General features: G+C 68.0%; 20 protein-coding genes and 1 pseudogene. 10 read left to right on the forward strand and 11 right to left on the reverse strand.

The features are described 5' to 3' along the window. Nucleotides 1–2: 2 nt before the first annotated feature. From PS467_RS41210 to PS467_RS41230, 5 genes are all read right to left on the reverse strand, one after another. Nucleotides 3–803 (reverse strand): SDR family NAD(P)-dependent oxidoreductase, encoded by an 801-nt coding sequence (locus PS467_RS41210; protein WP_311039621.1) that lies wholly within the window; start codon nucleotides 801–803, stop codon nucleotides 3–5. Continuing rightward, a complete protein-coding gene (locus PS467_RS41215; RefSeq protein WP_311039622.1) occupies nucleotides 803–1,687 on the reverse strand; it encodes an amidohydrolase family protein in 885 nt (294 codons plus the stop codon). The genes PS467_RS41210 and PS467_RS41215 overlap by 1 nt, the downstream gene beginning before the upstream one ends. A gap of 45 nt (nucleotides 1,688–1,732) precedes the next feature. Continuing rightward, on the reverse strand, nucleotides 1,733–3,328 hold the full coding sequence (locus PS467_RS41220) for an AMP-binding protein (RefSeq protein WP_311039623.1): 1,596 nt from the start codon (nucleotides 3,326–3,328) through the stop codon (nucleotides 1,733–1,735). Between the two features lie 90 nt (nucleotides 3,329–3,418). Beyond that, nucleotides 3,419–4,135 (reverse strand): helix-turn-helix domain-containing protein, encoded by a 717-nt coding sequence (locus PS467_RS41225; protein ID WP_311040106.1) that lies wholly within the window; start codon nucleotides 4,133–4,135, stop codon nucleotides 3,419–3,421. A gap of 969 nt (nucleotides 4,136–5,104) precedes the next feature. Further along, a complete protein-coding gene (locus tag PS467_RS41230; protein ID WP_311039624.1) occupies nucleotides 5,105–5,494 on the reverse strand; it encodes a DUF8825 domain-containing protein in 390 nt (129 codons plus the stop codon). A 574-nt stretch (nucleotides 5,495–6,068) separates the two neighbouring features. Between PS467_RS41230 and PS467_RS41235 the strand changes: the two genes are divergently transcribed. Beyond that, on the forward strand, nucleotides 6,069–6,455 hold the full coding sequence (locus tag PS467_RS41235) for a hypothetical protein (protein ID WP_311039625.1): 387 nt from the start codon (nucleotides 6,069–6,071) through the stop codon (nucleotides 6,453–6,455). Between the two features lie 271 nt (nucleotides 6,456–6,726). Here PS467_RS41235 and PS467_RS41240 read toward each other — a convergent pair. The 4 genes and pseudogenes from PS467_RS41240 to PS467_RS41255 all read right to left on the reverse strand — a co-directional run. Further along, nucleotides 6,727–7,030 (reverse strand): annotated as a pseudogene (locus PS467_RS41240) (IS5 family transposase); the annotation flags it as partial. A gap of 77 nt (nucleotides 7,031–7,107) precedes the next feature. Then, entirely contained in the window at nucleotides 7,108–7,674 is a 567-nt protein-coding gene (locus PS467_RS41245; protein WP_311039626.1) for a putative immunity protein, read from the reverse strand. Between the two features lie 259 nt (nucleotides 7,675–7,933). Then, nucleotides 7,934–10,399: a preprotein translocase subunit SecA gene (locus tag PS467_RS41250; protein WP_311039627.1), complete on the reverse strand. Its 2,466-nt coding sequence runs from the start codon at nucleotides 10,397–10,399 to the stop codon at nucleotides 7,934–7,936. A gap of 389 nt (nucleotides 10,400–10,788) precedes the next feature. Further along, complete coding sequence (locus tag PS467_RS41255) at nucleotides 10,789–11,802, reverse strand: LacI family DNA-binding transcriptional regulator (RefSeq protein ID WP_311039628.1); 1,014 nt, start codon at nucleotides 11,800–11,802, stop codon at nucleotides 10,789–10,791. A gap of 268 nt (nucleotides 11,803–12,070) precedes the next feature. Between PS467_RS41255 and PS467_RS41260 the strand changes: the two genes are divergently transcribed. The 5 genes from PS467_RS41260 (at nucleotide 12,071) to PS467_RS41280 (ending at nucleotide 19,100) form a co-directional block, all read left to right on the forward strand. Next, the gene (locus tag PS467_RS41260; RefSeq protein ID WP_311039629.1) at nucleotides 12,071–13,432 is read left to right on the forward strand and encodes an ABC transporter substrate-binding protein; all 1,362 of its coding nucleotides are present in this window, start codon (nucleotides 12,071–12,073) and stop codon (nucleotides 13,430–13,432) included. Further along, a complete protein-coding gene (locus tag PS467_RS41265; RefSeq protein ID WP_311039630.1) occupies nucleotides 13,429–14,358 on the forward strand; it encodes a carbohydrate ABC transporter permease in 930 nt (309 codons plus the stop codon). The genes PS467_RS41260 and PS467_RS41265 overlap by 4 nt, the downstream gene beginning before the upstream one ends. A 5-nt stretch (nucleotides 14,359–14,363) precedes the next feature. Continuing rightward, nucleotides 14,364–15,227: a carbohydrate ABC transporter permease gene (locus PS467_RS41270; protein ID WP_064455286.1), complete on the forward strand. Its 864-nt coding sequence runs from the start codon at nucleotides 14,364–14,366 to the stop codon at nucleotides 15,225–15,227. Nucleotides 15,228–15,290: 63 nt separating this feature from the next. After that, the gene (locus PS467_RS41275; RefSeq protein WP_311039631.1) at nucleotides 15,291–17,375 is read left to right on the forward strand and encodes a glycoside hydrolase family 2 protein; all 2,085 of its coding nucleotides are present in this window, start codon (nucleotides 15,291–15,293) and stop codon (nucleotides 17,373–17,375) included. Between the two features lie 63 nt (nucleotides 17,376–17,438). Next, the gene (locus PS467_RS41280; RefSeq protein ID WP_311039632.1) at nucleotides 17,439–19,100 is read left to right on the forward strand and encodes a ricin-type beta-trefoil lectin domain protein; all 1,662 of its coding nucleotides are present in this window, start codon (nucleotides 17,439–17,441) and stop codon (nucleotides 19,098–19,100) included. A 477-nt stretch (nucleotides 19,101–19,577) separates the two neighbouring features. Here PS467_RS41280 and PS467_RS41285 read toward each other — a convergent pair whose 3' ends face one another. Then, nucleotides 19,578–19,976, reverse strand: coding sequence for a YunG family protein (locus PS467_RS41285; protein ID WP_311039633.1), 399 nt, complete (start codon nucleotides 19,974–19,976; stop codon nucleotides 19,578–19,580). Nucleotides 19,977–20,207: 231 nt separating this feature from the next. Here PS467_RS41285 and PS467_RS41290 point away from each other — a divergent pair, with 231 nt between their 5' ends. Together PS467_RS41290 and PS467_RS41295 are read left to right on the forward strand one after the other, a co-directional pair. Further along, nucleotides 20,208–20,777: an integrase gene (locus PS467_RS41290; RefSeq protein WP_311039634.1), complete on the forward strand. Its 570-nt coding sequence runs from the start codon at nucleotides 20,208–20,210 to the stop codon at nucleotides 20,775–20,777. Nucleotides 20,778–20,857: 80 nt separating this feature from the next. Then, nucleotides 20,858–21,334, forward strand: a complete 477-nt coding sequence (locus tag PS467_RS41295; protein WP_311039635.1) for a GNAT family N-acetyltransferase — start codon at nucleotides 20,858–20,860, stop codon at nucleotides 21,332–21,334. A 349-nt stretch (nucleotides 21,335–21,683) separates the two neighbouring features. Here PS467_RS41295 and PS467_RS41300 read toward each other — a convergent pair whose 3' ends face one another. Then, on the reverse strand, nucleotides 21,684–22,139 hold the full coding sequence (locus PS467_RS41300) for a nucleotidyltransferase domain-containing protein (protein WP_432280705.1): 456 nt from the start codon (nucleotides 22,137–22,139) through the stop codon (nucleotides 21,684–21,686). A gap of 497 nt (nucleotides 22,140–22,636) precedes the next feature. On the opposite strand from PS467_RS41300, the gene PS467_RS41305 reads away from it, so the two are divergent. Both PS467_RS41305 and PS467_RS42340 read left to right on the forward strand, forming a co-directional pair. After that, nucleotides 22,637–22,960, forward strand: a complete 324-nt coding sequence (locus tag PS467_RS41305; RefSeq protein ID WP_311039637.1) for a hypothetical protein — start codon at nucleotides 22,637–22,639, stop codon at nucleotides 22,958–22,960. Further along, entirely contained in the window at nucleotides 22,942–24,033 is a 1,092-nt protein-coding gene (locus PS467_RS42340) for a prolyl oligopeptidase family serine peptidase (RefSeq protein ID WP_311039638.1), read from the forward strand. The genes PS467_RS41305 and PS467_RS42340 overlap by 19 nt, the downstream gene beginning before the upstream one ends. Nucleotides 24,034–24,105: the final 72 nt, after the last annotated feature.

The raw sequence follows: 24,105 nt of genomic DNA on the forward strand, positions 1-24,105 counted from the left end.
CCTCACTTCGAAGTCGGCGAGTCGAAGCTTGCGCCCATGCCGATGCCGACGCCACCGTCAACCGGGATCACCGCGCCGGTGACGAATCGCACGTTGGGTGACACGAGCGCACTGACCAGGTCGGCAAACTCGCGGGGCTCCCCGATGCGTCCCATCGGTACCCCGTTCCCGAGGCCGGCCTTGGACAGCTCTGGCTGCCGTTCCAGCATTCCGCCCAGCAGGGCGGTGTCGAAGAATCCGGACAGCAGAGTGTTGACGTTGATGTCCTGCCTGGCGACCTCCAGGGCGAGGGTCTTGGCGTAGCCGATCACCGCCGACCACACGCTGACGGGCGCCGCCATGCCGATGGCCGGGCGCTCGACGACGCCGGAGACCACGTTGAGGATGCTGCCGCCTTCGGTGGTCATGTACGGCAAGGTGGCTCGCACAGACCTGACGACGTAGAAGAAGTGGCGCTCGAAGGCCCTCAGCCACGCCTCGTCGGTGAGCTCGGAGATGCGCCGGATCGGCGGTCCGCCGTCGTTGGTGACCAGAACGTGAACGGCTGGACCGAACCGCTCAAGGGTCGAGGCGGTGACGCGCTCGATGTCGGTGTCGGCCGAGCAGTCGGCGGCCAGCCCGAGGACTTTCTCCTCGCCGTATGCGCCGGCAAGCCGTTGCGCGGCGGCTGTGACCTTCTCCGCGCGCCGCGCGAAGATCGTGACATTGGCGCCTTCCTTCAGAAGACGATCGGCGATGGCGTATCCGAGGCCGTCGCTGCCGCCGCCGACGATCGCGACCTTGCCGGTCAGTCCGAGGTCCATCACTGAACTCCGATCGAGGTGAGGAAGGTCTCGGCGTTGCCGGAGAACACGTCGTCGAGGATGTCGGGGGAGAAGCCCTCCTCGCGCCACTCCTCGACCAGTCTCTCGTGGGTGAGCATCGGGTAGTCGGCTCCGAAGAAGACCTTCTTGCGCAGCCGCCTGCCGATCTCGTGCTTGAGTTCGTCGGGGAAATAGCGCGGTGACCAACCGTGGAGTTCCATCCACACGTTCGCCTTGTGCAGTGCGACCGCGATCATCTCCGACTGCCAGGGCCACGCCACCCGAGCCGCGATCACGTTCAGATCGGGATGCTTGGCCGCGATGCGGTCGACGTAGCGGGGGTGGCAGCCCTCGAGGGTGATGCCCATGCCTCCGCGGGTGCCGGCCCCGGTGGCCGACATGCCGACATGGACCAGGACGGGACGGTTGGCCTCGATGCACATGTTCAGACAGGTCTCCCATTCCGGCTGGTCGGGTGTCCCGGCCGGTGTGAACGAGTGGACCGTCAGTCCGACGAGTCCCGTCCCCTCGCTCAGGCAGCGTTCGAGTTCCTTGACATGAGCTGGTTGCGTGGGATCGATGCCGATCCAGTTGCCGAGTACGACGTCGGGGTGCCTGCGCGCATAGTCGAAGGCGTAGTCATGCTGGTCGCGGAGTGCACCGGCGTCCATGGTGTGGGTGAACGCGAAGTCGAGCATCGCCTTGACGTTGGCGCGGCGAAACTGGACGGCCTGCTCCTCCTCGCTGACGAAGCTCATGCCCCACTTGAAGTAGCCCTGCAGAGCCTCGCGGTCTTCGGCGGTCTCGTACGGGCTTCCCTTCCATCCTCGCTCTGTGCCCCAGTGGGAGTGGAAGTCGATCAGTCGGTCCGGCGGTGCGTTCACACTGAGTGCCTTTCGTGAATGGCCATGGGAAGGGCATCGGGATGGTCAGTGGACATTGCGGGTCGAGTCGGCCCAGAACGGCGCGCGCAGGCGCTTCTTGTCGATCTTTCCCACCGGCGTGACGGGAAGTGAGTCCACGACCACGACCTTCTTGGGCGCGTACATCGATCCCTTGACCTGCTTCACGTGGGACTGGAGCGCGGGAATGTCGACCTGTCGCCCCGGTCGCGGGACCACGAACGCGGTGACGATTTCGCCCCAGCGGCTGTCCGGCACGCCGATGACGGCGGCTGAGCCCACCGAAGGGTGCGTTGTCAGGACGGCCTCGACTTCGCTGGCGTAGATGTTGAAACCGCCCGAGATGATCATGTCCTTCTTGCGGTCCACGATGTAGATCAGGCCCTCGGCGTCCTGGCGGGCGAGGTCTCCGGTGTGGAGCCATCCCCCCTTGAGTGCCGCTTCTGTCTCGTCGGGGAGGTTCTTGTAGCCCTGCATCACCCCGCGGCTCCGCATGGCGATCTCGCCCACCTCGCCCAAAGGAACGTCGTGGCCGTCGTCGTCGATGAGCCTGATGCGGTTGCCGACCACCGGACGGCCACAGGAGGCGAGTTGCTCAAGGCTCGCGGTCTCGTGTGCGGCCTTGGTCAGGACCGTCCCGATGCCGGCCGACTCCGTCTGCCCGTAGACCTGGGAGAAGACCGGACCGATCCGCTCGCGAGCCTCCGCCAGGCGCACCGGCGACATCGGTCCGGTGGCGTACCAGATGACCTCAAGGCTGGAGAGGTCTCTGGTCTCCGGACGCTCCTGATCCAACAAGGTGTAGATCATCGTCGGAATGCCGTTCACACAGTTGATGTGCTCGGCCTCGACAACGTCGAGGAACCGGCTGGGTTCGAAGCCCTGCTCGATCACGACCGTGCCGCCACGCAGCAGTGCCGGGATGACGGCCAGCCCGGCCGCGTGGGTGAGCGGGGCCGCTGCCAGGTACCGCGGGAGGTGTGGCTGCTCGAAGTCGGCCATGTGCGCATAGACCATCTGCACCATCGACCGATGAGGCTGCATCACGCCCTTGGGTCTGCCGGTCGTCCCCCCGGTGTACTGCAGCCAGGCGACATCCATCTCCGTCGCCGGACCACGGTCGAGCGATCGAACCGCCGGGGGCTCGCCCTCGGGCGGACCACCGGCGGCGGGGATCACCATCAGGTGCCGCAGGGAGTCGACCTCGCCGAGGACCTGGCGTCCATGCTCCTCCAGGGGCGCGGTCACCACCAGCACCGCGGCCTCCGCGTCCTCGCAGACGGTGATGTGGTCCCTGACCGAGGCCAGGGTCTGCAGCCCGGTGAAGCGGCCGCCCAAGAGATACGTCGCGGCCTGGACGATCCATGATTCAGGCATGTTCGGACTGAGCATCGTGACCCCCACCCCGCGCCCCACTCCCCGACGGGCCAGCGCGGCCACGTACTGCGAGAGAAGGTCCCTCACGTGCGCATAGGTCAGTCGCCGATCACCAGCCACGAAGGCCTCGGACGAGCTGTGCCGGCTGAGCGCCTGCATGATCAGGTCACCTAGCGTGACTCCGGAGGATGCCGTCGTGGCGGCTGCCGAAGCCGCAGGGCCGTGACCCGGAAGGTGGTGAGACATGCCTCAAAGCGTGGCCGCCGAGCGGGCGGGCGTGCCACCGATGTTCCGCCCCGAATTTCGGATAACCCGCCAGGGTGGCAGAGGCAGTGCTCAGCCGTGAGCTGCACCCGCTGTGGAGCGGTAACGACCGGGCGTCTGGCCGACGAGATCGGTGAAGGCGTTGATGAAGCTGCCGGGGTTCGCCCAGCCAAGTCGGATCGCCGTCTCGGTGACCGAGGTACCTTCACAGAGTTCGAGCAGCGCTCGCTGAATCCGCAGCAGCGTGCGCCACTGATGGAAGCTCATCGACAGTTCGCTGCTGAACAGCCGACTGAGAGTCCGTTCGCTCGAGCCGGTTCGGTGCCCCAGCTCCGCCAGCGTCGCCGAAATGGCCGGGTCGGCGTGCAGCAGGTCGGTGACGGCCTTAAGGCGAGGATCGCTCGGCTCCGGCAGCCGTAGTGCCTCCTGCGGGGCGCGGATCAGCTCCGCGCCGATCACTGCGAGCAGCAGACGGCCACGCTCACTGGCGGCAGTCTCGTGCTCGCTGCTCATCGCCAGGTATGCCTCGCGCAGCAGCGCACTGGCCACGAAGACCGACGGCTCGGGCGGCAGTTCCTCGGACAGCGCTGCCGGAACCGGGAGCACGCGGACATCGGTCTCACCGTAGGAGCGACTGCTGTGGACATAGAAGGGCGGCACCCACGTGATGCGGTTGGCCGGCGCCACCCAGGTGCCGACCTTGGTCGTCGTGACGAGCGCCCCAGAGGCGGCGTACCGCAGCTGGCCGTAGTCATGGAAGTGCGCGGCGATGTCCTCACCGTGCGCCATGGGCTCGCAGACCGGCGAGTCGTCGGTCCAGAACACTGCTTGCTGCGCAACCTCAGCCACAGCAATCAGCATAACTTGCGTTGGCGGGCCATCAGAATAGGGGATGACGAATCCAATAACACGCCCGTGAGGGGCCACTCCGCATCGCTCATGTCCGAGGCGTACCGGAGCCGGCACTCGGGCCGGTCGGCCGCATTCTCGAACCGATGGGCGAGACAGCCACACCCAGGAGTGGACGAGCTGGACTCGGCGACCACGGCCACGCGACACTTCGACACCAGGGCCGTAGAGAACGGCCAGTCACCCAGTGCAAGAAATCGCCCCCCGACAGATCCGGGGGGGGGGGGAGTCGGCATAGGGTGCGGCGCATCCGTCTCTCAGCCACCAGACCTGACCACGTTGCGGTCCGATCACCACCAGCGTCCACCTCACCAGGCCGGTCGCTACCCAGCAGCACCGAGCCGTGCTGGTAGGTCTGGTGCAACAGGAACGAGTGGCGGGTGTGGTCGTAGTAGTCGTACGTCGTAGTAGTCGTACTCCCACTGCCATTCCTCCTCGAGCGGGAAAGGCTGACTGAGCACGCGTGCAGCGGTGCCATCGAAAGGCTCCGGGCTCCTCCAGCAGTCCGCTTCCCAGGCAGCCCAGCTGGCTGGCTTCTGCCCCACGGGCAGCAGACCACTCTCGTCCGGCGGACCGTCGTCGGTGCCGTTCGCGATCTCGGCCACCTGGTACGGCTCAGGCAACACCACGCCGTGCCGACGTTCCCATGCCTCAAGTGCCGCCCAGCCCAAAGGGCAGTGCCTCGGCAAAGCCAGGCCTGCCCAGCGCTCAACAAGACGGCCCCTGGAATTCGCCCATGCGGGGTGGGGCCTGTGCATGATGTACGTCCTGAGGACCGCCCAGCCCACCGGCCAGGTGGCACGAGGCGAGGACACAGGAGCGGATGCCTCCGCCCGGGCGGTGAGCCACTTATCGACCGACCGCACGCCGGGCAAGCTCCTTGAGCTCTATACGTGCGGCGGGCGTGCCCGACGGTCCGCACCAGTACGGGTGCCCGGCGATGTGTACCGAGAGTTCCTGCAGGCGTCGGCGGCTCCTCGCGGTGCTCGCCGTCGGACCGGATTCCGCGAGCTGCCAGTACGTGCGGTACCAGGCGGTCTGCGCCTCCACGAGGTCATGGAGGGCGTCGTGCTGGGCCATGCGCTGCATGGGATCGCTTGTTCGGATGTTGAGGCAAGCAGGCGCCCGGTACACGTGCAGCATGAGGCCGGGCGGGAAGGTCTCCGGCGATATCCCCGCGGGCCCGAGGACAGCTGGAGCCCGGCTGTCGACGAAGTGCAGCAGTACTTCGCCGACCATCCGACCACCCCGCCCCCCCCCGACCACGGAGGCGAAGATCGGCGGAACCCTCACCAGCATCCCGGCGGTACAGCGCAGCATCGACCCGGCACTGGTGCAAGGGCTCCGGCGGGCCTTCGCGATCGCCGATGCCCGCCCCGACCTGGCTGCGCGCTGAATCCACGCCACGCATCACCTGACGCGGCCGCACCACGCCCCTCGGCCGTCAGGGACGGTCAGTACAGGTGCGAGGTGTGCGGCTGCGGTGTTCCGAGCCTGTCCCGGACAGCTGCCTTGACCAGGCAGGACAGGTTCACGGTGTCCCGGACAGCCGGGATGCCTTGCTGGCGGGGATGCGCCTGGGAACAGTTGGTGTCATCGATGGCCCGGCGCGTCCCGTCCTGGTCTGGCTGTGCGGCGAGCCGGCACCGATCCGGGGGCCGGCGAGGCATCGCCGACTGGCTGATCAGCTGACGCAGGGCGGTCGTGGGCCTACTTCATTCGGGAGGAGATCAGTGTGAAACGAGGTAAGCAGCAAAGGACTTCGCGTAGATGGGTGCTCGTGGCGGCCAGTGGGACGCTGGCTCTGGCAGGGATGCTCGCCTCCGCCGGCACCGCTCAGGCAGCCACCCCCTGGAACGCGACGGGCACCCAGGCCGATGTGGTGGGGGCCTGGGCACATGGCGAGTACTGGGTATCCGGCGATACCAGCTACGCGAAGGTGACGATCACCGACTCGCAGTCGGACGGCGCCAGTGGGCGCGTCTACTTCCGTTGGCGTTTCGGGGATGGATCGACCAGCGGCGCGTACGGGCCGCTCACCGCCTCCGGGTACCAGAAGGAGACGACGCGGACGTACTCCTACCCCCGAGGGGCCCTCGACTCGTATGACCCGTTCGAGGTGAAGGAGGTCCGAGTCGACAACGGAGTGGAAGTCGACTGGGGCGGCTGGGATGTTCCGGAGCCCTTCAACAGCAACTGACAGACCATAGCCATCGGTCTCTATCTATGGGGTGGTCCCCGCCGTCTCACGGCGGGGACCACCCCATAGGACCTACGCGCTCGGGACTTACAGTTCGTCGACCGCCTCGCGGACGCGGTCAGTGTTCCAGGTGTCGCCATCTAACATGGGCCGCACAGTGGCCTCGTAGCGCTGGAGAATCTGGGGGGGGCGGCGTCGGCGCCGTGGCACCAGACACTCTCGAAGCGGCCAATCCAGCGCTCGATGCCCTTGAAGTAGATGCTGGAGTTGGTTTCTTGCGGGCCCCAGCGGCGTGCTGGTGGGCCCGGCAGGAGGTGGAGTCCACGCTCACCATCGACCAGTCGATGCGGCCCTCGGTGTCGGCGTCGGCCAGGACGGCTGCGAAGAGCCGGTCCCAGGTGCCGTCCGCCGACCAGCGTCGATGCCGCCCGTACACGGTCTTCCACTTGCCGGACGTGCAGGCAAATCCCGCCATGGCACCCCGTGCGGTTGCGGTACAGGATCCCGTTGATGACCCTGCGGTGGCCTGCCCAACGGCCGCCTCGGCTACCGGACTTCGGCAGATGCGGGCTCAGTCGAGCCCATTCCGCGTTCGTGAGAGTGCCATGAGCATGCCAACGACGTCAGTCACAAGGTCTGCCACGGCCAGAACCTAGCCACCCGTGTGTTCAGTCCCCGCTTGCGGGGACCCACGGAGGGAGGTGTCCAGAGCAGTCATGAGCTGCGCAGCGCGGCTCTTACCGCTGGGCGCGAGAGGGTATCGCTGGAGGATATCGATCAGGGCCGGTGTGGCTCGTTCGCGGGCCTCTTCGATCGCCCGGTTCCCGGCCCTGGGATCCTCGCCTGCGTCGATTTCGGCGATGCGTGCCGCATTCGCAGCGGCGCGCAGGATGTGGCCTACCTGGTGAGCCTTCGCGATCGGGTGCAGGTAAGCGGCAGATGCGGCATCGCCGGCGGCTTGCGCAGCGAGACGTGCGGTTTCAGTGGCAGTCTCCTTCGCCGCTCGGTGAGCGTCCATCGACGTGACGCGCTGGAGCTTGGTCCTGGGCGCACCGTTGATGAACTCCCATGCCGCATCGATGGCCGCCCGCGGTCGGGTGTCACCGGGGTTGGCATCCTCGAACACCGGGAGAACTTCCTGCGCAGTCTCGGCGACGTAGCGCGCTACGACTCGCAATTCGTCCATGGACAGTTCGAAGTCACCGTTCACGCTCGTCACGAAGGTGATCGTCGCACATTCAGGAGTGAGGCACGCTCGCGGGCAGGCCCAGCTCCTTGGTCCGGGCGGAGAGAGAGCTTGGCTCCGTCCGTGATCCGCCGGTTGGACCCTAGTCGCCGACATCAGTACCTGCGACCTGCCGTGCTGGCGCGGACAGAAGGCCGGCCGGCCCCGCTTCGATCCGGCGGGGGACAGCCATCTGTTGTGCCGAGACAGCGGTCGGAGCGCCTTAGACGGAGGGGTAGAGGGGCCGCTGCCGTTACGGCTTCCGCTTCGGGGTGCTTTTCGTGCGGCGCGGTGGCCGCTTGGCGTTCGGGTGGATAGCGCGCTGAAAGTCGGTTGCGGGCCGCAAGGACTGCATGCTGGCCGTCAGCGCGGCGTCGGGGGGCCCGATGTGGCCGTCGTAGAGGACTTCGACGAGATCGTGGGTTGGTTCGTCGTACAGGAAGACGACGCCTCGCGGCAGGCCGAGCTGGTGCTTTTTGGCCCGCAGGTAGCCCCGGAGGCTTTTCTCGGCGTCGTCGGGGGCCTGTCCGGCGGGGCAGGTGGCCCACACGAACAGCCATCCCTCGGCTGCGTCGATGTCTTGCGTGATAGGCACCGTCATGCTGCGGCCTCGGCCGTTGGGATCCGGGTGGTTGAGGAGCTGCTCGCCGTGGCGCGCGAACTGATGCTGAACGGCCTCTGCTATGGACAGCAACGTTGCACCGATACTCAGCCACCCGGTGACCTGACGTGACTGCAGTTCGTCGATGAGGGGGACGAGTGGCGTGGGCACCATCGCCGGCTTGGGCACAGGCTCAGAGCCCTCGTCGTCACACTGCTTGGCGTAGAACCACCTGTCGAGCGCATCGGTCCGGCTGCTCAGGTAGACCGGCTGCTGTTCGCGGTAGCGACGCAACTCCGCCGTGGTCGGCTCGGACAGGAACGGGAAGGCGACCCGTACCTGCGCCGGGTCGGGCTCGACCCACAGGCCCGCTTCGAAGAAGTACAAAAACAGGTCCAGCTCATCCGGGGCGCGGAACATGACGGTGACATCAGGATTGCGGCGTCGACGCAAGTAGAGGAGGAACTCGGCCGGGCGCGCCACGAGCTCGATGATCAACTCCAGGTCGTGCAGGGACACCGTCCAGGGAATGTTGTCCGGGTCGAGCAGGCCGGCCTTCACCATCTCCGCGGTCGCAGTCAGAACGGTCGAGAGGTCATCGAGACTGACGACGACGGTGTGTATCTCGCGGACATGGCTGAGGTCGACCCAGCCCTCGTTCTCGATACGCAGGCCACCGTCCCGCTGGATCGCGTCCCGCATGCGGCCGGACTGCTCGGCCGCTTTCGTGATGATGCCGGTCAGGTCGGTGCGGAGCCGTGTCCTCTTCCCTCCCCGGGACAGGGCGCTCAACGCGACGGCCTTGTCCTCCACAATGATGGCAACGTCGTCGAGAACGACGAGGTGGTCGCCCTCGACGCGCTTGGTGTACTTCGCCGGCTCCGCCGCCTCAGTTTCCTGGTCGTTCGCAGGCAGGTAGTACTCGAATGCGTCCCGGAACCGGGCCCCGGGAAGCACGCGGCCCAGCGCGTCACGCGTGCGCAACTCCAGAAGGTCTCCGCGGTGCTTGGCGTACTGGGCCCATACGGGCTGAGACGTCTTCAGCTGCTCCTCGAGGTTCTCCCGGACGGCGAACACGTTCAGCGCATGGTGCGGCAGCATGAGGCGCCCACTGTCGCTGACGATGAGCGGCCGGGTGCGCATCGGGTTCTTGCCGGTCGTGAACGCGTCGATGACGTCCGCAGGTCCATCCGTCCCAAGGTCGAGTCGGAACCGTTCGACCACGGCTCTGACACGCTCTACGGCAATGCCCGTGTGCGCGGCGATGTCGTCGACGGCGACCGTGGCCTGCTCGGCGCCGGGTTCGAACAGTGACATGAGGCTGGACCTGGCGCGCTCCTTCAGCCGGTCGTCCCCCCGGCCCTTGTGCGTCGCGGCCATCGCGATCTGCATGGCTCCGCCCATGGCATTGAGGCGGTCGTTCAGGCCCGCGTGTTGCAGGTGGTGACATGCGTCGAGGACAGCCAGGGCGTCGGTCGCGTCGAAGCCGAGCTGGTCGTTGAGTGCCGCGCGAACGCTCGGATCGCCATCGAGGAGCACAAGGTTGGTTTTCTCGACCATCTCCGAGTAGGACATGTTGCGCATCCACACCTCAGCGCCCCGAACGAGCAACGACATGAGCGCAAGCTTGTCTGCCGGGTCAACGGCGGCGAGGGACCGCAGCTGCGCGAGATGAAGAATTTTGCCCAGGTCGTCCTTCACCTCCGAGACGAAGTGGCTCATCTGCTGAAACTCGACTTCCGGGGCATCAGCCGTCGCCGTCTCATCCTGGGCGGCGAGAGCAACCAGCGCCAATAGTTCCAGATAGGCGGCGCCCGCCTCCGGGGTGACGGGCATCTGTCCCGCAGGGGCCAGCGGGAGGAATGCCAGGCGCGCCACCTCGATGAGCCGGATCGCGTCGAACCGCCGCAGCTTCGCGACGAGCTCCTGGACCGCGTCGTCGAATGCTGCATCTGCCTTCGCCACAGGGTCATCGCCGGCGACCGTCGGCACCAGCTCTACCAAGGCAGCAAAGGACTCCGCCATCACCTGCGCGTGCGGGTCGAACGCCGGCGTTGCCGAGCCGGCACGGCGCTTCCGCTTGTTGCGCGTGACGCGCCGCTTCGATCGAGAGCTCATGATCTGATCTCACCAGATGTCGGAATCGAGCGGGTAACGGTTTGTGTCCGTTTCGATCAGCCGGTCCGGCCCGGGCATGGCTGCCGACGGACGCCGAGCTGGAATGGGCCCGGCGGGTCGTGCGGGCCGCCGGGGACTTTGACGGCGCCGCGGTGCGCGTGGACGGACAGATGACCGACCGGCTTCCTCCGCCAGGCTCGGCCGGGGCTGCCCGCCGGGCCCGCCGCGCCGGCGGCGCCCCGCCCCGAGCAGGCCGCCGGCCGGGTCCGCCGCGGAGCCGCGCCCCGGCGCGCCCGCGCGGGAGGTCTCAGCGGCGGACGAGGCCGTCACGCGTCAGCGCGGTGGTGAACGCCGCACCGCTCATCCGGCACGGTCCGCGCGACGGCGCGTCAGGCCCTTCTGCTGCTGTCCCTCACCACCAGCCGGTACGGCGCTTTGGAGTCGGCCGGCGGCGGTGCCGTGCCCTCGATGACGGAGACGAGCGTGCCGACCGCGGTGCGCGCGATATGCGCTTTGTCGGGGGCGATGGTGGTGAGTGTGGGCGAGCTGTACTCGCCTTCCTGGATACCGTCGACACCGACCACGGCGATGTTCTCGGGCACCCGTACTCCCGCCTTGGTGAGCTCGCGCATGGCGCCGAGGGCGAGGAGGTCGTTGTAGCAGAAGACGGCGTCGGGCGGCTCGGGCAGGGCGAGGAGCCGGCGCATGGCCTGGGCACCGAGATGGCGGTGGAAGCGCGGTGTGGAGACGATGAGGTTGTCGTCGACGGGCAGCCCGGCCTGCTCCAGGGCCTGGCGGTAACCGATGGTGCGCAGCTGGGCGGTCTCGCCGGTGCTGTACTGCTGGTCGCCGATGGCGGCGATACGCCGGCAGCCCATGGCGACGAGGTGCTCGGTGGCCTCGCGGGCAGCGGCGACGTTGTCGATGGCCACGTGGTGGAAGTCGCCGTTGAAGATGTGTTCGCCGAGCAGCACGACGGGCACGCGGTTGGCGCGCCTGCGCAGTTCGTCCGCCGAGATGGCCAGCGGGCTCAGCAGCAGTCCGTCGAACATGGTGGCCCGTGACCCACGGCCGAGCAGCTCCCGTTCCCGCTCCCCGTCACCGTCGGTCTGGTCGAGCATGACGACGTATCCGTGCGCGCGGGCCGCGGTGATGATCTCACGGGCGAGTTCGGCGAAGTAGGGGACGTCGAACTCCGGCACGACGAGGGCGAGCATGCCGGTGCGGCCGCGCCGCAGGTTGCGGGCGACCAGGTTCGGCCGGTAGTCGAGCTCTTCCAGCGCCGCCTCGACCCGGGTCCGCAGTTCCTCGGAAACCGGCACAGAAGCGTTGACCACGTTGGACACCGTGCGGATGGAGACTCCCGCGCGCCTGGCGACGTCGCGGAGGGTTGCGCCGGCCATCCAGGGACCTCTCTCTGCTGGTGTTCCGTCTGCCGGAGTTCTCCGGCAGGGCTGCTCCGCTTCGCAGCAATCGAATGTTACCCAGGTATTGCATCGTTGCAAAAGGCGACGCATCATCTCTGCATCGTTGCAACCGGACGGCGGCGCAGACGCTGTGACGACGGCGGGCGCGGATGCGCGCCGCCCGCCGCACCGCATGCCCCGCCGGACCGAACACCCGCCGCACCGCACGTCGCGGTGGCCGCTTTCCCCCAGAGGAGCCGCGCTCATGTCCAGACCATCCGTTCCGCGCCGCAGTGTCCTGCGCGGCGCCTTGGGCGTCGGCGCCCTCGCCGTCGGCGCCGGCCCCCTGGCCGCCTGCGCTCCCGGCTCCACCGGAAGCGGACCGCGCAAGCTCACCGCGACGTCCAGCGCGTCGGCCAAGGGAGAGATCACCATCTGGAGCCGCTCGGGTGATCTGTACAAGGTCTTCGACGCGGCCATCGACACGTTCCGCAGGGCCCATCCGCACGTCACGGTGCACCATCAGGCCGTCGACATCGACTCCAAACTCGCCAACACGTTGATCACCGGGGCCGACCTGCCGGACGGCAGTTTCTGGGACGACGCCAAGATCGGAAGCCAGGCCGAACACCTCTACGACCTGACGGACCTGATCGCCCCGTACCGCAAGGACACGTCACCGTACAAGCTCTCGGTCAACACCGTCGACGGCCGGATCTACGGAGTCCCCTGGGACCTGGACCCGGGACTGCTCTGGTATCGCGAAGACCTGCTCGAGGACGCGGGGGTCGACCCGGCGGGCCTTGCCACGTACGACGATCTGCTGGACGCCGCACGGGCGTTGAAGGAGAGGAACCCCAAGGCGGGCCCGATCCACCTGGAGAAGGACCCCTTCCTCGGCCAGCTGTGGCTGGAGATGCTCGCCAACCAGCAGGGCACCAGTCTGGCGGACGCCAAGGGCGCGCTCCGTCTGGACTCCGAGGAGTACCGCACCATCCTCACCTGGGTCCGGTCGGCGGTCCACGAGAAACTGGTGACGCACACCGAGTACCTCAAGCAGGGCGACCTCGCCGCCCTGGAGGACGGCCGGCAGGCCCTCGTGCCCTGGGCGACGTGGTGGTCGTTCGCCCCCCAGCAACTGCTGAAGAAGACCAGGGGCAAGTGGCGGGTCACCCGGCTGCCGGCCTGGACGGCCGGCGGGGCGCGCAGCGGCGCGATGGGCGGCAGCAGCTTCATCATCCCGGCCAAGGCGAAGAACCCCGAACTGGCCTGGCTGCTGTACGAGTTCCTGTGCTTCAAGCAGCCTGGTTACAGCGCGGTGTACGGACCCGGCAGCGTCTACCCCGGCGGCCTCAACACCTCGGTGCCCAGCTACACACCCGCCCGGAAGGCCGACAAACCGCTCTTCAAGCCGGTGGACGCGCTCGGCGGCCAGGACCTGTGGAAGGTCGCCGTGGACGCGGCCGCCACCATCCCGGCCGCCGCGCCCATCCCGGCCTGGTGGGGCAAGTCGATCGACTACCTGGGCAACAATCTGCAGCGGCTGATGGAGGGGTCGATGACGCCCGACGACGTCATCGACGACTCCACGCGCAAGATCCAGCGCAACCTGGTGGACCGCGCGTGACTCCGGCAACCCTCACACCCCCGCGCAACGAGGAACACACGGCCCCGGCGCCGCTCCGCACCCGTCGCCGTCGGCTCTCCCTCACCCCCTATGTGTTCGTCGCTCCGTTCTACGTCGTCTTCGCCGCCTTCGGCCTGTACCCTCTGGTCTTCGCCCTGCAATTGAGCTTCACCAACTGGAAGGGCGCCGGCGAGGCCCGCTTCATCGGCCTGGACAACTACACCTACCTGCTGACCAGCCCCGAGTTCTGGGCGTCCCTGGGCAACAGCGCGGTGATGTGGCTGCTGATCGTGCCCGTCCAGATCGTGGGCGGCCTCGCCGCTGCGGTGCTGCTCGCCAACGCGCGGCTGAGGCTGCGGGGCATGTTCCGGGTGGCGTTCATCGCCCCCTTCGTCACGCCGTTGGTGGCCATGGCCCAGGTGTGGATCGTGGTCTTCGACTCCGATTACGGACTCGTCAACCACCTGCTGCGGCTGGTGGGTCTGCCCGGAGTCGACTGGCTGACCTCGACCACCTGGGCCAAGCCCACGCTCGCGCTGCTGTTCCTCTGGAAGACCACCGGATTCGCGGTCATCATCCTGCTCGCGGGGCTCCAGGCGGTGCCGTCCGACGTGTACGAGGCCGCCGCGCTGGACGGGGCCTCGCGCCGGCGCCAGTTCTGGTCGCTGACACTGCCGCTGGTGCGCCGCAGCATCGCGTTCCTGATCGTCGTACAGACCCTCGCGGTCTTCCAGATGTTCGCCGAACCGTTCGTGGTGACCCAGGGCGGACCGTACGGCTCGACCACCACCGGCGGCCTGTACCTCTACAACCACATCACGGCATCCGACCTCGGGACGGGAGCGGCCAACTCCTTCCTGCTCGTCCTCCTGGTGTTCGCCCTGTCCCTGCTGTCCGTGCGCCTGCTGCGCTCCCGAGACGAGTGACCCGTATGAAGCACAAGAGCCTGTCCCAGCCCAGACCCGGTCCTCTCCAGTACGTCTTCCTCGCCGGCCTGGCCGTCCTGTTCGTCTACCCCATCTGGTGGGCGATCAGTTCCTCCCTGAAGCCACCGAACGAGATCGTCCGCGCCCCGCTGTCGTTCTCTCCCGGCTCGGCCACGCTGCACAACTACCAGGCGATGTTCCACGACGTGCCGATCGGCACCGGTTTCCTCAACACGGTGCTGGTCGTCGTGGTCAAAGGGGCGCTGACCATGTGCTTCTGCCCGCTGGCCGGCTACGCCTTCGCCAAGTACCGCTTCCCGGGGCGGGACCTGCTCTTCGGCGTCCTCATGCTCACCCTGATGCTGCCGACCCTGGTACTGATCATCCCGCTGCTGCTGCAGATGAGCCAGCTGGGCTGGGTCAACACCTACCAGGCACTGATCCTGCCCGGCAGCATCGACGCCTTCAGCATCTTCTGGATGCGGCAGACCATCGCCGCGGTCCCCGACGAACTCCTCGACGCCGGGCGCGTGGACGGAGCCGGCGAGTTCGGGATCTTCGCCCGCATCGTGGTGCCCGTCATCCGCCCGGGTATCGCCGCACTCGGCGTGCTCACCACGATGAACATCTACAACGACTTCGTGTGGCCGGTCGTCGCCGTCAACGACGAGAGCCACCAGACCCTGCAAGTCGTCCTGTCCACCCTCGCCCAGAACGTCACCGGCAACCGCATCGGCGCCGACTTCGGGAGCGTCTGGGGTGAACTGCTGGCCGCCGGCAGCATCGCGATGCTGCCCGTCCTGCTGCTCTTCATCCTGCTGCAACGCCACTTCATCAACGGAATCCTCGCGGGCAGCGTCAAGGGCTGACGCCCGCACCGCACCCGGCTCGACACCGCGCCCCTTGAGCTCACGATCGGAGCACACCCACCCATGCCCGTCCCCCGCCCCGAGTACCCCAACCCGCTCTTCGACCGCTCGCACGCCTGGCTCAACCTCAACGGCAGCTGGGACTTCCGGGCCGACCCCGCCCAACAGCACACCGCGGCCGCCGCGGACGGCTACGACCAGCGGATCACGGTGCCCTTCGCCTGGGAGACCCCCGCCTCCGGCATCGCCGCGCACTGGCTGGAGACCGCCTGGTACCGCCGCACGTTCACCGTGCCGTCCGCCTGGTCCGGGCAGCGCGTCGTCCTCCACTTCGGCGCCGTCCACCACGAGGCCACCGTGTGGGTCAACGACACGGAGGTGGCACACCACGAAGGCGGCTACACACCGTTCTCCGCCGATGTGACGGACGCGCTCGGTGACGGCGAGCAACTCCTCGTCGTGCGTGTCCACGCCCCCGCGGACAAGCTGGACATCGTCCACGGCAAGCAGCGCAGCATGCCCCGCGACGACTACGACGGCGTCTGCTTCACCCCGTCGTCCGGCATCTGGCAGACCGTCTGGCTGGAGTCACGCCCCGCCACCCATCTCGCCACGCTGCGACTGCGCCCGGCCCACGACCTGACCGGTATCGCCGTCGACGCCACCGTGCGGGGCCCGGAGTCCGGCACCGCGCGGCTGCGCCTGCGGGTGCGCGGCGAGGACTCCACCGTCACCCTGGACATCGGCCCGGACGGACGGGCCGGAGCCGTACTGCCGGTGGCCACCCCCAGGCTGTGGTCACCCGAGGATCCGCACCTGTACTCCGTCGACGCGGAACTGACCAGCGCCGACGGCACCGACCGCGTCACCTCCTACACCGGGCTGCGTTCGATCGCGGTGGACGGCGAGGCGCTGTATCTCAACGGGCACCGGCTGTTCATCCGCGGCGTGCTCGACCAGGGCTACTGGCCCGACACCGGGATCACCGCGCCCGACGACGCGGCCCTGCGCCGGGACCTGGAACTCGCCGCGGACGCCGGCTACAACCTCGTACGCAAGCACCTGAAACTGGAAGACCCCCGCTTCGTCCACCACGCCGACACCCTCGGCATGCTGCTGTGGGCCGAGCCCGCCTCTCCCGGACGCTTCTCGCCCGAGTCCACCGCCCGGTTCGCCGAGCAGATCCAGCCCATGGTGGAACGCGACGGCAACTCTCCCGCCATCATCATCTGGGGCCTGTACAACGAGGAGTGGGGCCTGGACTGGGACCTCCCCGGCGACCCGGCCAAGCAACAGGCGGTCGCCGACGCCTACGACCGGATCAAGGCCCTCGACCCCACCCGGCCCGCCGTCGACAACTCCGGCTGGACCCATGTCAGAACCGACCTGCTCGACTGGCACTACTACGACGAGAGCGCCGCGTCATGGGCCGCCACGGTCGCCGATCTCCTCTCCGGCCGGCGCGATGACTTCCCCGTGAAACTCGGCCCGGACCTGGTCGTCCACAAGCAGCTCGCGGTCACCGGACAGCCGCTGCGCGGCCTGCCCAACCTCAACAGCGAATACGGCGGCGGCTTCACCGGCCTGGAACGCGCCTGGCACCTGCGCTGGCAGACACAGGAACTGCGCCGCCACGACCGGCTCGCCGGCTACGTCTACACCGAGCTGTACGACATCGAGCACGAGAGCGCCGGACTGCTGGACTTCCACCGCGGAGCCAAGGACCTCGCGGGCGTCGACCCGGGCCATGTGAACGCACCCACCACGCTCGTCCTGGACCTCACACCGGTCGCTCCCGGACGCGATCTGCTCACCGCCACGCGGGAGTTCACGGTCGGCGTCCGCGTCTCCCACCACGGCACCGAACCGGTCGAGGGCACCCTGCACACCACCTGGACCGCCGTGTACGCGGCCGCTCCCGAATCCCCCGGCAGCCCCGTGCCCGGGTGCCACGCCGAAGCCAAGCCGTACGTCCTCGGAGAGGCCGTCGAGGTGCCCGCGACGCTGCCCGAGGGCCGGACCAGCGGACGACTGCACCTGGCCCTGGTGGCGGAGGGCGGAAGCGTCGTGGCCCGTACCGCGCTCGACGTGGACACCCGGAGCGAGCCGCACATCGGGGACGATCCGCGAGCCGGCCGAGCCGAGTGAGCCGCACGAAGCAACCCGTTGCGGGCACCAGCCCCCCCTACTCATCCGCGAAGGAGTGGTTCCGTGCGCCTGTCCGCGCCCAGACACAGATCACCGGCCGTGCTCGGCATCCTGGTACTGCTGGCCGCGCTGATGTCCCTGTGGTCCTCGCCGGCCTCCGCCACACCCGCCGGACAGGTCCTGGCATCGCCGGACCTGTCCGCCAACCCACAGGGCGACAACAGCTACCCGCGCGCCATCCGCCTCGACCACGACGGCTCATCGGGCCAGACCATGCTGGCCACGTTCGCCCGGCGCAATCAGGGCGGCCCCAACTCGCTGCCCCTCTACCGCAGCACCGACGGCGGCCGGACCTGGAGCTCCACCCCCATGTCCACGATCACCTCACACACCGCGGGCTGGGACCTGGAAGCCCCCGTCCTGTACGAGGTGCCCCGCACCGCGAACGGCCTGAACGCGGGTGACCTGCTCGCCGCCGGCACCGCCTGGAAGGCGGGGGACTTCACGGCGCAGAAGATCGAGGTCTTCAAGAGCACCGACCACGGCCGGACCTGGCAGTACCTGTCCAACTGCACCCAGAGCAGCGGGATGCCGAACACCATCGGCCACGGCATCTGGGAACCGTGGTTCCTGCTCGCGCCGAACAACACGCTCGCCTGTTTCATCTCCGACGAACGGCCGGCGAACACCCCGACCAACAACCAGGTCATCGGCCACTACACCTCGACCGACGGCGGCCGGACCTGGAGCTCCGCACTCACCCAGGACGTGGCCTTCCCCGCCGACGACCTGGCCCGCCCCGGCATGTCGATCGTCGTCCCGGTGGCAGGCGGGAAATTCATGATGGCGTATGAGATGTGCCGGGACGCCACCGACGCCGACCACGCCTGCGAGGTGTACACCAAGACCAGTACGGACGGCCTGAACTGGGCACCTGCCGACGCACCGGGGACTCTCGTGCGGACCAGCGACGGCCGGCATCTGCTGCACACCCCGTACCTGGCCTGGCAGCCGGGTGGCGGCCCCAACGGCACGCTGCTGATGTCCGGTCAGCGCGTCGTCACCGGGCCCACGGGGAACAAGACCGTCATGGCGGAGTCCGGCACCGTCATCCTGTCCAACACCAACCTCGGCACCGGAGAGTGGACCGAGATCGAAGCACCCGTGAAGACGGACCCGACCGGCGGTTACCGCTCCGGCGAGCCGTCCTGTCCGGGCTACAGCTCCCCCATCACACCGCGGGCGGACGGCACCAGCTTCCTCTACCTGAGCGCGACCTGGCTCGGTACCGGCAACCAGTGTCAGGTCCGTTTCAACACCGGTCAACTCGGCGGCCCGGTCGGACAGGTCACCACCCCATGGGTCGCGGGCAAGTGCCTCGACGTCGACACCAACACCAGTGCCGACGGCAGGGCCGTACAACTCTGGGACTGCAACACGGCAACCGGGCAACGGTGGTCGGTGGCGCCGGACGGCACACTGCGCGCGTTCGGCCGCTGCCTGGACATCGACGGCAACGGCACCGCCAACTTCACCAAGGTGCAACTGTGGGAGTGCAACAACGCCGGCGGCCAGCAGTGGCGGCAGCAGGCCGACGGTTCCCTGCGCAACCCGCAGTCGGGCCGCTGCCTGGACATCCCCCAGGGCGCCACCGCGAACGGCACGCGCCTCCAGATATACGACTGCAACGGCCTCGGCACCCAGAAGTGGAACCTTCCCTCATAACACACTCCTAGCACCCCTGGCTCACTCCCAGGGCACACCAACGATCCGGCGGGCGCCCCGCCCCGCCGCACGGCAAAGGCCGCGTCCGGATCGCCCGGACGCGGCCTTCTCCTGCTCCGGGCCCGATCGGTCGCGTGGGCGTGGCCAACCGGCCCAGGCAGTGACGAGCCGTCGCCCCGCTTCGACGAGCCGGCCACCCGACCTCCCGCCGGCCCGCACCTCGCTTCACCCCCTCGTCCGGCACCGCGAGTACGCGACGTGATCACGCGCCGGAGAGGTCCTATAGTGGCCCGATGCCACTTGTGGAAGTGACCTACGCCCCGAGTGGCGCTGAATCGAAGCTCCGAGAATCGCTCGGCTTCGCGAGTCCCTGGCCGGGGCCAGCCGAGTGAGCCGCCTTCCCGCACCGCGAACCACGGTGATCGGGAGTTGCAGTTGCGACACCGACACGAAAGCGGACAATCCCTGACTTCTTGGTCAGATGGCGGGCTTCGGCAGGTGACCGAGGTGCTTGATTACGCGCTCGCGCAAGAGCAGGTACTCGTCCCAACGGCGCAGAGGGCCGGGCGGGCGTTCGACGACACGGGCTGCGGTTACAGCCTGGCCGCGTTTGAACTGCTCGTGGGTCAAGTCGAGCTCGACGCCGCTGGGCAGGCGGTTCCACCAGTGAAAGCCGTGCTGATCCCCGTCAAGGTGCACCTCACCGACCATGAGGTCGCCGCCGAAGATGTCATTGACGATCAAAGCTGTGATGTCACAGTGGCCCCAGGCAGGGTTGTCGGGATACCACTCGGCCTGATCGTCGGGCGAGCAGGTGTCGGCGGCCCAGCTGGCTCGCAGGGCCTTGTCCAGGACAAGCAGGTTCCAAGGAGTCATGGCGGCAGCATCGCAGCCACCGCTGACATCGCCCCAAGGGCCTTCGCCTGGGTCCGAGGCTGGCGAGCTCATCCGCGAGCACTCAAGGGTGTGATCCGCGTTACATATCTTCCTCTGGAATGCAACACGCTCGACGACCCCCGTTGCGAACCGAGCGTCGGGGGATCAGCCTGCCCAATCCCCACACGAGCACATCCGCACACGGGCTTTGCGGACACAAGCAGGTTCTTCGTGACCGACGCCGTCATGAACGGCCTGCCCCCGCACATTGCCCAGGTGATCTGCGGGCACAAAAGCATCGACACCACGATCGGATACAAGGCGGTCTATCCCGCCGAAACGATCGAGGCCCACCGGGCTTTCATTGCCCGCCGTCGGGCCTCCCGCCCCAGCGAGGAGTACCGGACCCCGACTGAAGAAGAGTGGGATGCCTTCCTCGCCCACTTCGAGAAGCGGAAGGTGTCCATCGGCACCTGCGCACGCGCCTTCGGAACCGCGTGCATTCATGAGCACGCTTGTGTCAGATGCTCGTTCCTCCGACCTGACCCGTCCCAACGGACACGGCTCGCCGAGATCCGCGACAACCTGATCGTCCGAATCGCCGAAGCCGAGCGGGAGGGCTGGCTTGGGGAGGTCGAAGGACTTCAGGTCAGCCTCGCCGGCGCGGAGAACAAGCTGGCCCAGCTCGACGCGGAAGCGTCCCGCAACCGGGTCATCCACCTCGGCATGCCGGAATTCCGCGAGATCGCCGGTCGCACCGTGGAGCATTCTTCCGCCCACCCCAACCGACCTGATCTCTGACGGTGCCCTGTCACTGGCGCCTGGCAGGATGACCGCCCATGAACGCTGAATCGGCCAAACTTGCTAGTCAGGAGGCTCCAATGAAGGTCATGCTGCGGGAAGTAAGCGACTCTGACCTGCCCGTTTTCTTCGCTCAGATGAACGATCCGGAGGGGATCCGGATGGCGGCGTTCACCGCCAAGGACCCATCAGACAGCGCCCACTTCCAGGCCCACTGGGCACGGATCCGCAAAGATCCAGCGGTCATAGCGCGCACCATCGTCGGCGGTAGCGGTGAAGTCGTCGGTCACGTTGCCGTGTTCGGCCCGCCCGAGGAACGCGAGGTCACGTATTGGATCGGGCGGCAATACTGGGGCCGAGGAGCTGCTACCGCTGCGCTGCGAGAGCTGCTCGGCGTCGAACCGCAGCGTCCACTGCACGCCCGCGTGGCTGCGGACAACGTCGGCTCCATCCAGGTCCTGAAGAAGTACGGATTCGTGGTCACCGGCAGCGAGCGGGATTACGCGAACGGGCGAGGCAAGGAAGTCGACGAGGTGCTCTTCACCTTGCCCGGATGACCCACACTGTCAAAGCCCTCAAGAGAGGTAGTAGGGGCGGGGCCTGAAGTAGTTCAGAGAAGCCTGCGTCCGATGCCCGATACCCGATGCCCGATGCTCCGCCTCGACCTCGCCCAAGCTCCCCGGCTGCTGGAGATCGAAGCCAACACCCGGGAACGGCTCCAAGAGGCCCGCCGGATGCAGTGGCTGGGCGAGGTTGCCGCCTTGCAAGAGAGCCTGCGGCACATCACCGACAAGAAGAAACAAGCCGACCGCCTTCGGCGGCAGGCCGACCACGGCGAAGTGCGGGACCGGCGCCCTCGGGTGAGGCAGCCCGCACCAGAGTGCCGCCCGAAGGCCGCAGACCGCTTCAGAGCCCGGACGACGTCCCCAGGTAATCGTCGGGAAGCGCGACTCCGGTGCGTGCCCGCAGTCGAGCCATGTCCAGCCGGTCCTTCTCGGTCAAGTCATAGCCACCGTGGCACTGCACCTGAGTCACTGCATCGACGCACCGCACCTCGTGCCCACCGATACTGCCGGCCACCGGCGCCGGGTAGTGGAACCGGTCGCCGTCCGGCAGCAGCTGATCCCCGCCCCCTCCCGCCGTTGCGGTGATGGGGTGCAGGTCGATCTCTCGGCCGGTGGCATCGGCCACCGCCAACGCGGTTGGCAGCCAGTCCCGGAGGACATGGACGAAGCCAGCCTGTTTCAGCGTCGTCCGGACCACATTGACCTGGTCGAGCAGTACGACGAGGTCAAGATCCGAGTGCTCGCGCGTGGTTTCGCCGATCAAGGCATCCACCCCCCCCACCCGCCATCCACCCACGCGGTCACTCCGGCGCTAGCCAGCAGGCCCAGCACCTCAATCACGTCAGACTCACGCATCACGAGGGCACCTTTCCAGACCTCTGGGCCTGCCACCAGCTGATTTCATAACCTCGGAGATCGTCAGGCCCAGGATTAACCGGTCCGACAACACTGACTGATTGAAGTACAGAGAAGCGTGTTCGCCTCCTGCGGCCAGGAGGCGTTCTTCGAAGGGCACGTTCACCCGCTGCGGACGCTGGGCGGTGTCCCTCGGGGCAAGCCCCGCTACGACAACCTCAAGGCCGCCGTCGCCCGCGTGCTCGGACTGAGCCGGGCCAGGGGCGAGCGGAAACCAGCAAACCGTCGCGCCCACGCAGTTCCTCACCGGACAGCTGGACTGGCGGCGCGAAGTGGCTGCCCGACTCATCCGGATTCTTCTTCACCGGCACCGACGACGACCCGGTCAGCTCCGCGCACGAGGTGTGGCTGCACCTGCGTCACGGCACGCCGTCGACGGTGGCGGTCGACGTGCCGTGGCTGCCGGGTGACGACTACCGTGCCGTCGTCGCCTCGGCGGACGGGCGGCATGCGGTGGCCGTGCAAGGGCTGTTCGCCCCGGTTCCGGTGGCGGTGACAAAGCTGCACGACCCGACGAACCTGGCGTGGCGGGAGTTCGTCACCGACGCTTCGTTGAACCTGGCTGGATTCCTGGTCGGAAACGAGTGGATCGCGGTTACCGACGCCGGGGCACCGCGCGGCCGAGTGGTGGCGATCGGCCTGAACAGCACCACCCCGGACGACCCCGCTCGTGGCGCACGATCGTGGCGGAGACCGACGTGACCGTGCGTGCCGTACGCCCGGTGGGGGACGTTCTCTACGTGCACGAGTTCGTCGAGACCTACTCCAGGCTGCGCGTGGTCGACCACGACGGCGCTGCGCGCGGAATGGTCCCCTTGCCGGGCAAAGGTGCGGTGGGGGAGCTGCCGTTCGCGATGATGAACATCCTCGGGCCCACGCCGACCGACCAGCTGCCGTTCGCGTTCTCGACGCTGACGAGCTCCTGGGGCACCTATCGGCACCGGCCGGGCGCGCCGCTGCTGGAGACCTTGCGGGAGCCAGAGGTCCTGCTGGAGGACTGTCTGATCGAGGACGGCTGGGCCACCTCCGCGGACGGCACCCGGGTGCCCTACCACCTGGTGCGCCGCCGGGACGTCCTGCTGAACCGGCCGCGTCCGGCTCTGATGTACGGGTACGGCGGCTTCGGCGCCCCGTGGGTTGCGCAGTACCCGGGGGCGATGGCCGCGTTCGTCGCGGCCGGCGGCGTGTTCGTGCACACGAACCTGCGCGGCGGCGGGGAGTTCGGCCGGGACTGGTGGCACGACGGCCGCCAGCAGGCCAAGCAGAACGGATACGACGACCTGTACGCGATCGCCGGGGACCTCGTCGCCACCCGGGCCACCAGCCCGAACCTGCTCGCCTTGACCGGGGGGTCGGGAGGCGGACTGATGTGCGGCGTCGCTGCGACGCAGCGGCCGAACCTCTGGCGCGTGGTGGTCCCGCGCGTGCCGATCTTCGACCTCATCGGCGCCTGCCGCGACGGCTATGGCCGGTGGATCGTCGATACGGAGTTCGCGCGCATCGACGACCCGGACGAGGTCCGGCGCCGCGCCACGTTCTCGCCCTACCACCTGCTCCGCGACGGCGTCGACTACCCGGCGGTTTCATCGAGGCCGGTGACACCGACCCGCGATGCCCGCCATGGCACGCCCGTAAGTTCGGTGCCCGCCTGCAGGCGGCCACAGGTGGCGACGCGCCCGTGTTCATCCGCATCTGGAGCGACTCCGGCCACGGCTGGGCCACCGACAAGGAGATCGTGCTCACCCAGCAAACCGAGTCGCTCGCTTGCATGCTGAAGACGCTGGGAATGGTTCCGCCGGAGCGACCGCCAGTCGCTGCCAAGTGAGAACCGGGGAATTGAACGGATG

The organism is Streptomyces luomodiensis (assembly GCF_031679605.1).
Classification (GTDB): domain Bacteria; phylum Actinomycetota; class Actinomycetes; order Streptomycetales; family Streptomycetaceae; genus Streptomyces; species Streptomyces luomodiensis.

Excerpts from the sequence above, each read along its gene's own strand:
- PS467_RS41210 (WP_311039621.1), bottom strand. The coding sequence starts at position 803 with ATGGACCTCGGACTGACCGGCAAGGTCGCGATCGTCGGCGGCGGCAGC.
- PS467_RS41220 (WP_311039623.1), bottom strand. The coding sequence starts at position 3,328 with ATGTCTCACCACCTTCCGGGTCACGGCCCTGCGGCTTCGGCAGCCGCC.
- PS467_RS41225 (WP_311040106.1), bottom strand. The coding sequence starts at position 4,135 with ATGGCGCACGGTGAGGACATCGCCGCGCACTTCCATGACTACGGCCAG.
- PS467_RS41230 (WP_311039624.1), bottom strand. The coding sequence starts at position 5,494 with ATGGTCGGCGAAGTACTGCTGCACTTCGTCGACAGCCGGGCTCCAGCT.
- PS467_RS41235 (WP_311039625.1), top strand. The coding sequence starts at position 6,069 with ATGCTCGCCTCCGCCGGCACCGCTCAGGCAGCCACCCCCTGGAACGCG.
- PS467_RS41250 (WP_311039627.1), bottom strand. The coding sequence starts at position 10,399 with ATGAGCTCTCGATCGAAGCGGCGCGTCACGCGCAACAAGCGGAAGCGC.
- PS467_RS41255 (WP_311039628.1), bottom strand. The coding sequence starts at position 11,802 with ATGGCCGGCGCAACCCTCCGCGACGTCGCCAGGCGCGCGGGAGTCTCC.
- PS467_RS41260 (WP_311039629.1), top strand. The coding sequence starts at position 12,071 with ATGTCCAGACCATCCGTTCCGCGCCGCAGTGTCCTGCGCGGCGCCTTG.
- PS467_RS41270 (WP_064455286.1), top strand. The coding sequence starts at position 14,364 with ATGAAGCACAAGAGCCTGTCCCAGCCCAGACCCGGTCCTCTCCAGTAC.
- PS467_RS41275 (WP_311039631.1), top strand. The coding sequence starts at position 15,291 with ATGCCCGTCCCCCGCCCCGAGTACCCCAACCCGCTCTTCGACCGCTCG.
- PS467_RS41285 (WP_311039633.1), bottom strand. The coding sequence starts at position 19,976 with ATGACTCCTTGGAACCTGCTTGTCCTGGACAAGGCCCTGCGAGCCAGC.
- PS467_RS41295 (WP_311039635.1), top strand. The coding sequence starts at position 20,858 with ATGAAGGTCATGCTGCGGGAAGTAAGCGACTCTGACCTGCCCGTTTTC.